The sequence below is a fragment of the Corallococcus sp. CA049B genome, from assembly GCF_003611685.1.
In the GTDB taxonomy this organism is placed as follows: domain Bacteria; phylum Myxococcota; class Myxococcia; order Myxococcales; family Myxococcaceae; genus Corallococcus; species Corallococcus coralloides.
In genome coordinates this window covers 1-13,095 of record NZ_RAWC01000248.1, presented here as the reverse complement: position 1 = coordinate 13,095, position 13,095 = coordinate 1, and the positions used below count along the sequence as shown (strand labels likewise).

The following is a 13,095-nucleotide window of genomic DNA, read 5'->3' as shown; positions in this document are numbered from 1 at the left end:
GGGCAAACCGCGTGCTGGAAGGAGTGTGCTGTGGGAAGGGCCTGCCCGCCGGGGCCCCAGGGATCTCACCGGGGTGGGGACGGGCGCCGGCCCGCGAACGAAGAACCGCTCAGCCCCAGACGGGCGGACCCTGGGCCGGGCAGTTCACCGTCCGGGGACGGTCCGCCAGCGGCGTGAGCTGGGAGGGCAGCGCGCAGGCAAGCAGGCCCTCGGCCCGCGCCAGCATCCGCGCGTCATGGTGCGCGAGGAGCGCGCGCAGCGTGTCCAGCCGGGGTGCGAAGGGCGCCGGAGGACGGACGCCGGCACCGCCATCCACCTGATCGCGCGAGCCCGCTCGCGGCGCGGCCACATGCGAGCCATGCAGCAGCCCCGCGACCTCCCACCCCAGCTTCGGGGAGGACGGCTTGCGCGACACCGCATGCGTCCGGGACGCCACGGCCTCCGGGCGGGCGCCGTGGAGGGGCGCTGACGAGAGCGCCACCATCCCCAGGAGCCCCGCCAGCACCGCCGCGCACACTGCCGCCGCCAGGGCGAACCTGAGCTCGCGGGGGGCTTCACGCCCGGTGTGGGGAAGGGCCGGCGTCATGGTCGGGGGGGGTTAAGCGTGTCGCACCCGATGCGACAGTCGGGCGACGACAAAAGACGAGTCAGCGGAAGGCCTTTATACGCAGCAGGGTTCTCACGCACCTCGGAAAATCGCGCCCTTGGCGAAGAAACAGTCATCTGGTGACGGGACAGGCTGAAATTCAGCAGCGCTCCAGATTGACGTTGCCACCCCCCAGGGGGTATCCACTTCCGGCAACCGAAAATGCGAACCATTCTCAACTTCGACGACGGATTGGGTGCAGCCCCGGCGCTGCCGCAAGCTGTGACCGCCCGTGCGGATGCGGCGCGCGGTCCGGTGGGGCTCTTCCAGTCCGCGACCGCGACGGCGGAGACGGGATGGGGTCGCTGGAGCGGGGCCCTGTTGACCGCGACCGCGGCGCACGTGCTCGCGGTGGCGGTGGGGTTGTTGGTGGTGCCGGCCCAGGCGCCTCCGGAGGTCAAGAAGCCGGAGCCGGAGCTGGTGCTGATGGCGTACGCGCCGCCTCCGCCGCCGCTGGGAGGTGGCGCGCTGAAGCAGGCGACCCCGGAGCCCGTGAAGCCGGTGGTGCAGAAGCCGCGCCCGAAGCGGCAGGAGCTGGTGGTCCCCGCGAAGGTTCCGGAGCCGGTGAAGGAGCCGGAGCCGGTGGTGGAGCAGGTGGAGACGCCGGTCGCGACGCAGGTGTCCGCCGTCGCGCCGCAGGCGCCCGCGGGTCCGGGCGTTCCGGACGGCGCGGTGGGCGGCGTCGTCGGGGGCGTGGTGGGAGGAATCGTGGGCGGCAAGGTCGGCGGGCAGGGCAAGGCGCCGCCCATCTACACGCCGCGCGAGGTGATGAAGCTGCCGGCGCTGCTGTCCGGCAAGCCGGAGTATCCGCGCCGCGCCCGGGAGGATGGCATCACCGGCGTGGTGATGGTGATGGTGGTCATTGGCACGGACGGCACGGTGGAGCCGGGCTCGCCGCGCATCCACCGCTCGGTGCCGGGCCTGGACGAGGCCGCGCTCGGGTCCGTGGCGGGCTGGCGCTTCTCGCCGGCCCTGGGACACGACGGCGCGCCCGTGCGCGTGAAGGTCGTGATCCCTGTGAAGTTCGCCCTGAGGTAGTTCCTCCGCAGTCCCGCAGAAGCCTTCATGAACCCCAAGCTCCGCTCGATTCTCTTCTGGATCCACCTGGTGTGCGGCCTGATCGTCGGGCTCGTGGTCGGGGTCATGTCGTTCACGGGCGCGGCGATCGCGTTCGAGTCGCAGATCATCGACTGGGCGGACCGCGACGCCCGCCACGCGGCGCCTCCCGCGCAGGGGACTCCCCGGCTGACGCTGGAGGAGATGCTCGCGAAGGTGAAGGAAGCGAAGCCCGCCGTGCCTCCCTCCGGCGTGACGGTGTCCCCGGAAGCGGACAGCATGGTGACGGTGGCCCTGGGCCGCGGCGCCTCCGTCTACGTCCACCCCTACACCGGTGAAGTGCGCGAGCCGGGCGCGCAGGGCTGGCGCTCGTTCTTCCATACGATGGAGGAACTGCACCGTTGGCTCGCGGCGTCCGGAGATAGCCGCGCCGTGGGCAAGGCCATCACCGGCGTGGCCAACCTGGCGTTCCTCTTCCTGGGCCTCACCGGCCTGTTCCTGTGGTGGCCGCGCAAGTGGAACCTGCGCGCCATGCGGCCCATCCTGTGGTTCCGCCGCGGGCTCAAGGGCAAGGCGCGCGACTTCAACTGGCACAACGTCATCGGCTTCTGGTCGCTGCCCGTGCTGGTGGTGCTGACCGCGTCCGGCGCGGTGATTTCGTACAAGTGGGCGTCGAACCTGGTCTTCACGCTCACCGGCAACGAGCCGCCCGCGGCGCAGGGGCCTGGCGCCGCGGCGCCCGTGGCCGTGCCCACGCCCGCGCCGGGGACGAAGCCCCAGCCGCTGGACGCGCAGTTCGCGGCGGTGATGAAGCAGTCCAACGCCTGGGAGACCATCACCCTGCGCCTGGCCACGCCGCAGAGCGCTGGCGGCCCCGGCGCCCGTCCCGAAGGCGCCCCGCGAGGCGAGGGTGCTCCGCGAGGCGAGGGCCGTGCGGAAGGCCGCGGCGGTCCCAAGGGCCCGCAGGCCAGCGCCTTCACCGTCCGCGAGCAGGAGCGCTGGCCGCTCTTCGCCGCCAACACGGTGTCGCTGGATCCGTTCACCGCCCAGCCGCTGAAGACGGAGACGTACGCGGACTTCAACAGCGGCCGGAAGCTGCGCACGTGGCTGCGCTTCCTGCACACCGGCGAGGCGCTGGGGTGGGTGGGCCAGCTCATCGCGGCGCTCGCGTCCTTCGGCGCCGTGTTCCTCGTCTACACCGGCTATGCGCTCTCCTGGCGCCGGTTCGTCCCGCGCAGCAAGACGCAGCCCGTGGCCTCCTCGGCTCCGGTGGCTCCGCCCGCGGAATCGAAGACAAACGCCGCCTGACGTCACGCTTCAGCAACCCCAGGCAGCCCCGGGGCCCGGACCGCGAGCGCGGATCCGGGCCTCTTTGTTTTCACCCGGCGGCGTGTGGCATTCGCCCGTCTGATGCAAGGCAGTGCTGGAACGATCGCCTGTCTTCGTGACTCAGAGTGTTGGCGGGAAGAAATTTCTTGTCACGCGAATCAGGGTCCTGCATATGAGAATCATTCTCATTTAGACAGTGCTTCCTGCCCCGAGGGGATTCGTGTCCACAGCTCAGCCCGGTCGTCCTGGTATCCGCTCTTCAAATGGCAACCCTGGAGGCGTGCGCGGCGCGCTCTGGCCCTGGGGGCCTGCTGCCGTAGGCCTTGCCTCCGCGCTGGCGGCGGGCGGCGCGGTGGCGCAGGAGACGCCGGTGGCCGGGGAGACGGCGGCGCCGGTGCAGGAGTCCCGGCCCGCGGAGACCGCCCCGGTGGACCAGGAGGCCCCGGCCCCCGAGCGCACCCCGGAGTCCGCGCCCACGGGCGCGACGGCGGCGCAGCCCGGCGAGGACGACGCGTACGTCCTGCCGGAAGTGTCCGTGGAGGGTGAGACGCAGAAGTACAACGTCACCGAGCCCAGCCTGGCCCGCCTGCCGCGGCCGCTGGTGGACACGCCGCAGACCATCACGGTGGTCCCCGAGCGCGTGATGGAGGAGCAGCAGGCGACGACGCTGCGCGATGCCCTGCGCAACGTGTCCGGCATCACGGTGACGGCGGGCGAGGGTGGCCGCCAGGGTGACTCCTTCTCGCTGCGCGGCTTCTCCGCCCAGACGGACACGCTGCGCGACGGCGTGCGCGACCTGGGCTGGTTCACCCGCGACACGTTCAACCTGGAGGGCGTGGAGGTCTACTTCGGCCCGTCGTCGGTGCTGTTCGGCCGCGGCTCCACGGGCGGCGCCATCAACCTGGTGACGAAGAAGGCGCGCAAGGGGTCCTTCACGGACCTGCGCCTGTCCGGCGGCACGGCGCCGATTGGCCGCATCGAGGCGGACGTCAACCAGGAGCTCTCCGACACCGTCCAGTTCCGCGTGAGCGCCGTGGGGCAGCTGGCGGGCGTCGCCGGCCGTGACGTCGTGAAGGAGAACCGCGCGGGCATCGCGCCGTCCGCGCGCTTCCAGCTGGCGGACAAGGTCGCCCTGGAAGTGGACTACTTCTACCAGCACGAGGACAGCGTGCCGGACTACGGCCAGCCGTACTTCAACGGCTACCCCGTGGGCGTCACCCTGGACGTGCCCCGTGAGAACTTCTACGGCGTGAAGGACAGCGACACGGAGCTCGTCAATGTCCACATCGGCTCGGCGCGCCTGCTGGCGGACCTGGGCAACACGTTCCGCCTGACGAACACGCTGCGCTACGGCGGCGTGGACCGCTTCGCCCGGCCCACCGCGCCGCGCGGCCTGACGCCGGCCACGGCCCCCACCACCATCGGACGCCAGCGCTTCGAGACGTCCACGGACAACACCTACTTCGCGGACCAGCTGGACGTGCGCGGCGTATTCACCACGGGCTTCCTCAAGCACACCGCCAACTTCGGCCTGGACGTGTCCCGCGAGCAGCGCGAGCTGGGCCGCGTCAACCTCACCGTGAACGGCGGCAACATGCCGGCGGACCTGTTCGATCCGGACAACAGCCCGGACCTGTCCGGGGTGGTGCGCGTGCCGGGCGCCACCAACTACAGCCGCCAGTGGAACCTGGGCGCGTACGCGTCGGATCAGATCCAGATCGGCAAGTACGTGGAGGTCCTGGGCACGCTGCGCCTGGACAACCTGCACAGCGACTACGAGACCAAGGCCGCGAACGGTGACGTGGCCGCCTTCGAGCAGGAGAACAGCCTGTTCAACTGGCGCGTGGGCCTGGTGCTCCACCCGGCGGAGAACACCAGCGTCTACGGCATGTACGGCACGTCCCAGAACCCGAGCGCGGAGCTGGCGACGCTGTCCAACGAAACCGTCACGCTGGATCCAGAGAAGAACGAGACCTTCGAGATCGGCGCCAAGTCGGATCTCATCGCGGAGCGCCTGAGCGTCAACGCCGCCCTGTTCCGCACCAACAAGCTGAACGCGCGCGTGCCGAACTCGGATCCGGACGGCCCGCCCACGGTGCTGGAGGGCAAGCAGCGGGTGCAGGGCTACGCGCTGGGCGTCGCGGGTTCGCCGGTGCGCCGCTGGAACGTGTTCGCCAACTACACGTTCCTGGACGCGAGCATCCGCGAGCACACCAATGCGTTCCTGGTGGGCCAGCGCCTGGTGAACACGCCCAAGCGCAGCTTCTCGCTGTGGACCACGTACGCCATCCTGGACAACCTGACCGTGGGAGGCGGGGCCACCTACCAGGACGTGGCCCCGGTGAACAACCCGGCCAATGAGACGGTGCTGCTCACCAAGGTCCCGAACTTCTGGCGCTTCGACGCGTTCGCGTCGTACTCCATCAAGAAGGTGGACCTGCAGCTCAACGTCTACAACCTGACCGACAAGCTCTACTACGACGCGTACTACGGCGGTCAGGCCGTGCCGGCGGACGGCGTTTCCGCCCTGCTGTCCGCGCACGTGCGGTTCTAGTCGCGCGCATTCCCTGCCGGGCGTAGGAGGACGTTCATCATGATGGTGCACATCCCGCGGGTCCTCACGCCCGAGCAGGTGGCCCACTGCCGCGCCGTCTTCGACAAGGCGGCGTGGGAGGACGGCCGGACCACCGCCGGCAAGCAGTCCGCGCAGGTGAAGAAGAACCTCCAGCTGCCCGAAGGCAGCCCCGCCGCCCGGGAGCTGGGGGACCTGGTGCTGGCTGGCCTGGAGAAGAGCCCGCTGTTCATCTCCGCCGTGCTGCCCCAGCGCGTCTTCCCGCCGCTGTTCAACCGCTACGAGCAGGGGATGGACTTCGGCTCGCACGTGGACAACGCCATCCGGCCGCTCCTGGGCTCGAACCAGCGCATCCGCACGGACGTGTCCGCCACGCTCTTCCTCTCCGACCCGGACAGCTACGACGGCGGGGAGCTGGTGGTGGAGGACACCTACGGCAACCACTCGGCGAAGCTGCCCGCGGGGGACCTCATCGTCTACCCGTCCACCAGCCTGCACCACGTCACGCCGGTGACGCGCGGCGTGCGGCTGGCGTCGTTCTTCTGGATCCAGAGCATGATCCGCGACGCGGGGCAGCGCTCGCTGCTCTTCGACATGGACACGTCCATCATGCAGCTCACCCGCGAGGTGCCCAAGAGCCCCGCGCTGGTGATGCTCACGGGCGTGTACCACAACCTCCTGCGCCAGTGGGCGGAGCCCTGATTACTCCGGGCTGACGTGCAGGGTGAGCACCGGGCACGCGGCGTGGCCCACCACCTTCTGCGCCACGCTGCCCAGCAGCATGCGGGTGAGCCCCTTGCGCTGGTGCGTGCCCATCACGATGAGGTCGTACTTTCCGCGCTCGGCCTCCTCCAGCACCACGTTGCCCGCCTCGCCAATCACCACGCGGTGGGACAGCGCCACGGGCGCGGTGCCGTCCACCTTGCGCAAGAGCGCCTCCAGCTCCTTGCCCGCGGTGTCGCGCGCCGTCGCCTCCAGTGCCGTGGCGTCCCAGCCGGGCGAGGCCACCAGCAGGTCCGGCGCCACGTACTGCGGCGGCTCCCAGGCGTGCAGGATGTCCACCGTCGCGCCGAAGGGGCGGGCGAGTTGCAGCGCGTAGTCCACGACGGACCGGGAACCGTCCTTCAGGTCCACCGGCACGAGGATGCGTGAAGGGCCAGCCATGGGTGTCCTCCTCCAGCAACGGGAACAATGAACGCTTAACGCCCGCCCGCCGCCAGGGCAAGGGGGCGTGCGGGAGGAGCCGAGCAACGGGGCGGGCACGCAGGGTCACCCGCGCATGGGCACCTTCCTGTCCGAGGTCCTGCCCCCATATGCGCCCTCCCATCGACAACGGTACCGTGCTCATCATCGGCGCAGCTGGCGGCATTGGCCGCGAGCTCGCCCGGCTGCTCTCCCCCCGGGTCAGGACCCTGGTGCTCGTCGCGCGCGACGTGGATGACCTGGGGAGCCTGAGGGAGGAGCTGCTCGTCCGGAATCCCACCCTGGGGGTGATGATCCGCGCGTGCCGGCTGGATGATCCGAGTGCCGTGGACGCGATGTTCGACCACCTGGAGCGCCACTACGTCCGCGTGGACGTGCTCATCAACAACGCGGACTACGCCTCCAGCGGCCTGTACGCGGAGGAGCGCTGGAAGCGCATCGAGGAGCTGGTGCAGGCGAACGTGCTGGCCCCGGCCATGATCACGCACCGCCTGCTGGGCCCCATGCTGGAGCGCGGGCGGGGCGGCATCCTCCTGGTGGGCTCGGGCGCCGCGCGCCTGTTCCTCCCGGGCGCGGTGACGTTCGCCGCCACGCAGCGCTTCCTGGACGGCTTCAGTGAGTCCCTGCGCCTGGAGCTGAAGGACGCGGGCATCCCCGTCACCTTCGTGGCGCCCGGCCCGCTGGCGCTGGAGCCGCACCTGGAGGGAGAGGTGACGCCGTTCTTCGAGCTGTCCCTGCGCCAGTGCGCCCGCGAGGCCCTGGCGGGCTTCGAGCGGGGCGAGGCGCTGGTGTACCCCGGCCTGGGGCACCGCTGGGTGATGCGGCTGCTGCGCTTCCTGCCGCGCTCCTTCAAGCGGGGCCTGGGGCGGCTGGCGCTGGGCGGCCTGAAGCGGACGCTGCTCCTGGAGCCGACCGGGCCCACCGGAACGGATGCGCCCCCCCAGCCGGTGATGCTGGCCAGAGGGGAGCCCTCGTCCGCGACGTAGCCGTGTGGCGACTACAGGCCGATTTCAGCCAGGCGCGCCTTCACGCGGGTGGCCTTCACGCCGGTGTTGGCCGTGCCGCGGCCCTGCGAGTTGCCGCCGACGCCGATGTGGTGCAGCGCCACCACCTGGTTCGTGGACGTGGAGATGACGGGCGAGCCGGACGAGCCGCCCAGCGTGTCCGCGTCGTAGGAGATGTCCGTGGTGCTGTAGTTGCCGTTGAGCACCTTGCCCGGCGAGGACTTCTTCGTCGGCGTGCAGGACGGCGTCGTGTAGTAGTCGCAGTTCTGGTTCACGACGTACACGCTGGAGCTGGTCGCCGCGTTGGTGCTGGAGACAGAGAGGAAGCCGTACACCTGGCCGGGCAGCTGGCCGTTGACGGCCGAGCAGCGCAGCGCCGTCATGTCGTCACTGCTCCACGTCTTGATGAACGTGGCGCACGGGTACCAGACGCGCGAGGCGGACGCGACGCCGTCCTCGTAGTTGAACGACACGCGCGCGCCCACCGCCTCCGACGCGCTGCCCACGCAGTGGTTGTTGGTGATGACCACGTCGTTGGAGACGAGCCACGCCGTGCAGCGGCTGCCCACCGCCGGGATGGAGAGGTAGCCCACCGCCAGGGACTTCGCGCGCTGCGTGCCCGTGAGGGACGTGGCGCTCACCCAGTTCAGCGTGCCCACGATGACGTTGGACTCCTGCGACGCCAGCGCCTCATTGGGCTCCGCGTCCGGCACGTCCATGGGCTCCACGGAACCACACGCCGTCAGGCCCATCACCAGCATCGCACCCAAGAGCTTCTTCGCGGCCATCTGTGAGTCTCCCTCCGCGCGGCATTGCGCGGCGCGGGGGGCCAAGGCACGCCCCGTGCCAGCGCGCCCGCCAGAGGGGGCCCGGCGTCACGCCCCCGCGACAGTGGTGCGTGGATGCTCCGTGCAATCCGGTTGCGTTTGTAAAGAAACGTCACATTCCGCGGCGAATCCCCAGCCATCCCGGGGACTTGCGTGATTTTCATGGAGTGCCGTTTTTGCGGACATGCGGGGTGCGCCCCTGTCCCGGGCGGAGACAGGGGCGGGGAGGGCGGAATTCTTCAGCCGATGATCATGTCCTCGCGCTCGAGGGTGCCTTCCTCGAAGCGGCGGAGGTTGAAGCGGGTGAAGAGCTCGTCCGAGCCGCCGGAGGTCATCCATTGGGCCATCCGCTCCGCGACGGCGGGGGCCATCATGAAGCCGTGGCCCACGAAGCCGGACAGCTGCAGCAGGTTGTCCAGGCCGGGGGTGCGCCCGAGGATGGGGTTGTTGTCCGGGGTGACGTCGTAGAGGCCGCCCCACTGGCGCAGCACCTTCACCTGGCCCACGTGCGGCAGCTGCTCCGTGAGGGCCTGGGCGAATCGCGCCACGAAGCGCAGGGTGCTGCCCATGTTGGGGCCGGCGGGCTCCTTCGGGTCGCCCATGCCGCCCACGATTTCACCGCGCATGGACTGGCTGAAGTACAGGCCCGTGTCGAGCACCGACACCAGCGGCGACAGGAAGGGCTTGAGCGGTTCGGTGCTGAGGATCTCGTGGCGGTGCGGCTCGTTGGGCAGCTGCACGTCCGCCAGCTTCGCGACCGCGGGGCTCCACGCGCCGGAGGCGAGCACCACGGTGTCACAGGCGATGTCGCCCCGGTCCGTCTTCACCTTGCGCACCTGGCCGTTGCTCGTCTCGAAGCCGGTGACGTTCGTGTACGTCTCCACCTTCACGCCGCGCTTCACGCAGCCCTGCGCGTAGCCCCACAGGAAGGCCCAGGGGAAGATGACGCCGTCCTCCGGGTTGTAGGCCGCCGTCACGCAGTCCTTCATCGTGAGGCCCGGGACGATCTGCCGCGCCTCGTCCGCGGTGATGATGCGCGTGGGCACGCCGTACTTGTTGTGCAGGGCGGCGTTGCGATCCAGGCGGTACGCGGTGTCCTTGCGCTTGGCCAGGAAGAGATAGCCGCCCTGGCGCAGCCACACGTTGACGCCCAGCTCGCGCGCGAAGCCCTTCATCAGGTCGATGGAGCGCTTGGCCAATTCAATCAGCGCCGGGGTGCCCCACTGCATGCGCACGCCGCCGCCGTTGCGGCCGGACGCGCCCGCGCACAGGTAGCCGCGCTCCAGCACGACGACGTCCGTCTCACCGCGCAGGGCCAGGTTGTACGCCAGCGACAGGCCCATGATGCCGCCGCCGATGATGACCACCTTCGCCTTCCGCGGCACCGGCCCCTCCGGGCGCAGCGCGGACGGGAAGTGCTCCAGCTCCTGGGGCACGCCGCCCACGGGCGGGACGGACTCGTCCACGGGCGCGCTGGCGAGCAGGCGCAGCTCCGTGGGGTACAGCGGCGGGCGCGGCGTGAAGGGCACCACGGCCTCTGGCTTGAGCGCCGGGGCCTTCTGCTTGAGCAGCGCGGCCACCGCGGCGTGGCAGCTCTTGCCCTGGCAGATGCCGGTGCCGAAGCCCGTGTAGCGCTTCACCGACTCCACGTCGTGGTAGCCGCGCTCGATGGCGTGCTCCACGTCCGTGACGGTGACGTCCTCGCAGGTGCAGACGAGCGCCTTGCTCATGACAGCCCTCCCAGCAGCGCCTGCGCCGCGCGCGCGCCCATGGCCGCGGCGTCCTTCGCCGTTCCGGCCTTCGCCACGTCGCCCGCGACGAACACGTCCGCCGCCTGCGTGCGCCCGTCCGCGTCCGCTTCCACCCGGAAGTGGCCCGCGTCCGCGTCGAACTCCACCTTCGCGCCGCCCTGGCGCGCCAATTCGAAGCCCGGCGTCACCGGCACGGCCACCACCACCGCGTCGCACGACACCTTCTGCTTGCGCCCGCCCTGGGGCGTGAAGCTCAGCGCCGTCACGCCGCGCAGGCCGTGGGCCTTGAGCCCGTCACCGACGACGGCCTTCGGGTGCGCGTTCGCGGGCAGCGGGCCCTTCAGGTCCACCACCGCCGCCACCTCCACGCCGCGCTGGGTGAACAGGTGCGCCAGCGCGTGCAGCTCCGGGCCGTGGCCCACCAGCGTCGCCACCTGGGGCGCCACGTCGTGCCTGCGCAAGAGCAGGCTGGCCGCGCGGCCCGCGATGACGCCGGGCAGGTCGTTGTTCTCGAAGGGGAGGGTGGGGGGATGGCCGCCCACCGTGAGCAGGAAGCGCTTCGCGTAGACCTTGAGCAGCCGCAGGTTCGCGGCCTCCCGCGCCGCCACCGCCAGGTAGCGGCCGTGCTCGTCGTCATACAGGCCGATGACGGTGGCGTTCTTCACCACGCTGCCCTGCGGGAACGCGGTGGCCTCCGGCACGAAGGGCGCGTGGTCCTCCGGGGCGCCGTGGGCCAGCCGTCCGCCCAGGTTCGCGTCGCGCTCGAAGAGCATGAAGGGGACGCCCTGGCCGGCGAGCACCCGCGCCGCCTCCAGGCCCGCCGCGCCGCCGCCCACCACCGCGACGGAGGTGTGGAAGGTGCGCGGGGGCAGGGGCTCCGGGCCCGCCTCCTTGGGCAACAGGCCCAGGCCAGCCAGCTGCCGGGCCACGCGCGCCATCACGTCCTCCGCCACCGGCACGCCCGCGAACATCTCGTGGTGATCCAGGCGCTTGGGGAAGAACCAGTCGATGGTCTCGAAGATGTCCACCTTCGCGGACGGGTACGCGTTCTGCCGCTCCAGCCGCATGCCCTCCTTCGCGGGGGTGCGGCAGGTGTAGACGTTGGGCAGCCCGTCCACGCGCATGAGGCAGTGCGAGCAGGCCGCGGCGAAGCAGTACGGCCCGCGCGGGCGGTGGTACTTCACGGAGCGGGAGAGGACGTTCTCGCCCGCGGCGATGAGGGAGCACGCCACCGGCTCGCCTTCGATGGCGGGGATGCTCTCGCCCTCGAGGTCCACGGTGATGGCCCTGCCGCGCGGGGTTGCGTCTGGGAGGCGTCGCATGGGTGCCGCGCAAAATGGCGCACCCGACGGAGCCGGTCAAAGCCTGTCAGCGGCAGCCCGCTCTCCGTCAACACCCGGTCACGTCAGCGCAGGTGATGGCGCGCGAGCGCGGCACTTGTTTGAGAAGGAAAAAGCCCCACTCCCGGTGCGCTTGGGAGCGGGGCTTCATGATGCGGTGTGGCAATCCGGGGGCCGTCAGGCCGGGTGCGTCAAACCGGGTGCTCGCTCCGGGGGAAGATGGGCTCCGGCATGCCCCGGCCGCGGTAGCCGAACCGGGTGCGGATGACCGCGCCGAAGGCCAGCGGGATGAGGATGAGGTTGAGGAAGACGCCCAGCACCGGGATGTGGCTCACCAGGAGGATGAGGCCCAGGCCCAGGGCGAGCACCACCGCCTGCGTCTTCTTGCCGCGCAGCACCGGAAGCCGCGTGCCCACCTCGCTGGCGATGGCCGCGTAGCTCAGCGCCGTGCCCAGCATGGAGGCGACCAGGAGGGCGAACGCCACCGGGATGCCGATGAGCGTGATGCACAGGACGATGGTCAGCGGGATGAGGGCCGCCATGCCCACCAGGCCCACCCAGAAGTTGCGGGCGGGGTTGGCGCGGATCTCATCTCCCAGCTCCTTCATGCGCGCCGGGAAGAACATCTGCCCCAGGAAGCCCAGGCCGAAGAGGAGCGCGAACTGAAGGATGAAGGACGCCAGGCCCCCGCCGCGGTCGTGGTCGTCATCGTCGGAGTCCACCGACGCGTCGTGGTGCTGCCCTTCCTGCATGCCGCGCTTGATCTCACCGGCCACCATGCGGCCCAGGCCCGCGCCCCCGAAGGACTCCAGGCTGCCCTCCACGATGGCGCCGTCCGCCTTCTGCACCTGACCGCCGAAGGCGGACACGTCGCCCTCCACCTGCGCGTTGGGGCCCAGGATGACGTTGCCGCCGAAGGCGTGCGCGTCTCCCTCCACGTGGCCCTGGATCTCCAGGTTGCCGCCGAAGGCGACCGCGTCGTCCTCCACGGTGCCCTTCACGACGAGGTTGCCGCCGTACACGACGGCGCTCTCCACGGACTCGCCCTCCTTCACCTCCAGGTTCTGTCCGCGCGCCACCACGTCCCGGGCGCCGCGCTTGCCCTTCTTGTGCTTGAAGCTGTCGCGGAAGCTGCGGAGCTCCTCGCGGATGCGCTCCTTGGCCGCCTCCGCCTCTTCCTTCGCGGCCTGCTTGGCCTCATCGCGGGCGCGCTTCGCCTCTTCGCGGGCCTCCTCGCGCGCCCGGTCCGCCTCTTCGCGGGCCAGGGCCTGCTCCTCGGGCGTCGCGTTCGCGTCCATGGCGGGCGGAGCGGGAGGCGCCGGCGGCGCGGGCGGGGTGGCGGCGAGGACGGGCGGGGCGACGGGCGG

Annotated in this window: 11 protein-coding genes; 5 read left to right on the top strand and 6 right to left on the bottom strand. The window is 70.9% G+C overall.

The features are described 5' to 3' along the window. Nucleotides 1-109: 109 nt before the first annotated feature. Nucleotides 110-586 (bottom strand): hypothetical protein, encoded by a 477-nt coding sequence (locus tag D7W82_RS34125; protein ID WP_147439697.1) that lies wholly within the window; start codon nt 584-586, stop codon nt 110-112. 222 nt (nt 587-808) lie between these two features. Here D7W82_RS34125 and D7W82_RS34120 point away from each other — a divergent pair, with 222 nt between their 5' ends. From D7W82_RS34120 to D7W82_RS34105, 4 genes are all read left to right on the top strand, one after another. Beyond that, entirely contained in the window at nt 809-1,684 is an 876-nt protein-coding gene (locus D7W82_RS34120; RefSeq protein WP_120622305.1) for a TonB family protein, read from the top strand. Nucleotides 1,685-1,711: 27 nt separating this feature from the next. After that, entirely contained in the window at nt 1,712-3,010 is a 1,299-nt protein-coding gene (locus D7W82_RS34115) for a PepSY domain-containing protein (protein ID WP_120622304.1), read from the top strand. Nucleotides 3,011-3,311: 301 nt separating this feature from the next. Further along, complete coding sequence (locus D7W82_RS34110; protein ID WP_233588104.1) at nt 3,312-5,585, top strand: TonB-dependent siderophore receptor; 2,274 nt, start codon at nt 3,312-3,314, stop codon at nt 5,583-5,585. 39 nt (nt 5,586-5,624) lie between these two features. After that, nucleotides 5,625-6,305 (top strand): Fe2+-dependent dioxygenase, encoded by a 681-nt coding sequence (locus tag D7W82_RS34105; RefSeq protein WP_120622302.1) that lies wholly within the window; start codon nt 5,625-5,627, stop codon nt 6,303-6,305. Here the strand turns inward: D7W82_RS34105 and D7W82_RS34100 are convergent, their stop codons facing one another. Next, a complete protein-coding gene (locus D7W82_RS34100) occupies nt 6,306-6,767 on the bottom strand; it encodes a universal stress protein (protein WP_120622301.1) in 462 nt (153 codons plus the stop codon). A gap of 149 nt (nt 6,768-6,916) precedes the next feature. Between D7W82_RS34100 and D7W82_RS34095 the strand changes: the two genes are divergently transcribed. Further along, nucleotides 6,917-7,792, top strand: coding sequence for an SDR family oxidoreductase (locus D7W82_RS34095; protein ID WP_120622300.1), 876 nt, complete (start codon nt 6,917-6,919; stop codon nt 7,790-7,792). Between the two features lie 11 nt (nt 7,793-7,803). On the opposite strand, the gene D7W82_RS34090 is transcribed toward D7W82_RS34095, so the two are convergent. The 4 genes from D7W82_RS34090 to D7W82_RS34075 all read right to left on the bottom strand — a co-directional run. After that, nucleotides 7,804-8,598, bottom strand: a complete 795-nt coding sequence (locus D7W82_RS34090) for a serine protease (protein WP_120622299.1) — start codon at nt 8,596-8,598, stop codon at nt 7,804-7,806. A gap of 278 nt (nt 8,599-8,876) precedes the next feature. After that, nucleotides 8,877-10,367: an FAD-dependent oxidoreductase gene (locus tag D7W82_RS34085; protein WP_120622298.1), complete on the bottom strand. Its 1,491-nt coding sequence runs from the start codon at nt 10,365-10,367 to the stop codon at nt 8,877-8,879. Beyond that, the gene (locus D7W82_RS34080) at nt 10,364-11,710 is read right to left on the bottom strand and encodes a 2Fe-2S iron-sulfur cluster-binding protein (protein ID WP_120622297.1); all 1,347 of its coding nucleotides are present in this window, start codon (nt 11,708-11,710) and stop codon (nt 10,364-10,366) included. The genes D7W82_RS34085 and D7W82_RS34080 overlap by 4 nt, the downstream gene beginning before the upstream one ends. Before the next feature lie 209 nt (nt 11,711-11,919). Next, on the bottom strand, nt 11,920-13,095 hold a 1,176-nt coding region (locus D7W82_RS34075; protein ID WP_147439696.1), incomplete at its 5' end, for a polymer-forming cytoskeletal protein.

Excerpts from the sequence above, each read along its gene's own strand:
- D7W82_RS34120 (WP_120622305.1), top strand. The coding sequence starts at position 809 with ATGCGAACCATTCTCAACTTCGACGACGGATTGGGTGCAGCCCCGGCG.
- D7W82_RS34095 (WP_120622300.1), top strand. The coding sequence starts at position 6,917 with ATGCGCCCTCCCATCGACAACGGTACCGTGCTCATCATCGGCGCAGCT.
- D7W82_RS34090 (WP_120622299.1), bottom strand. The coding sequence starts at position 8,598 with ATGGCCGCGAAGAAGCTCTTGGGTGCGATGCTGGTGATGGGCCTGACG.
- D7W82_RS34085 (WP_120622298.1), bottom strand. The coding sequence starts at position 10,367 with ATGAGCAAGGCGCTCGTCTGCACCTGCGAGGACGTCACCGTCACGGAC.
- D7W82_RS34100 (WP_120622301.1), bottom strand. The coding sequence starts at position 6,767 with ATGGCTGGCCCTTCACGCATCCTCGTGCCGGTGGACCTGAAGGACGGT.
- D7W82_RS34125 (WP_147439697.1), bottom strand. The coding sequence starts at position 586 with ATGACGCCGGCCCTTCCCCACACCGGGCGTGAAGCCCCCCGCGAGCTC.
- D7W82_RS34105 (WP_120622302.1), top strand. The coding sequence starts at position 5,625 with ATGATGGTGCACATCCCGCGGGTCCTCACGCCCGAGCAGGTGGCCCAC.
- D7W82_RS34080 (WP_120622297.1), bottom strand. The coding sequence starts at position 11,710 with ATGCGACGCCTCCCAGACGCAACCCCGCGCGGCAGGGCCATCACCGTG.
- D7W82_RS34115 (WP_120622304.1), top strand. The coding sequence starts at position 1,712 with ATGAACCCCAAGCTCCGCTCGATTCTCTTCTGGATCCACCTGGTGTGC.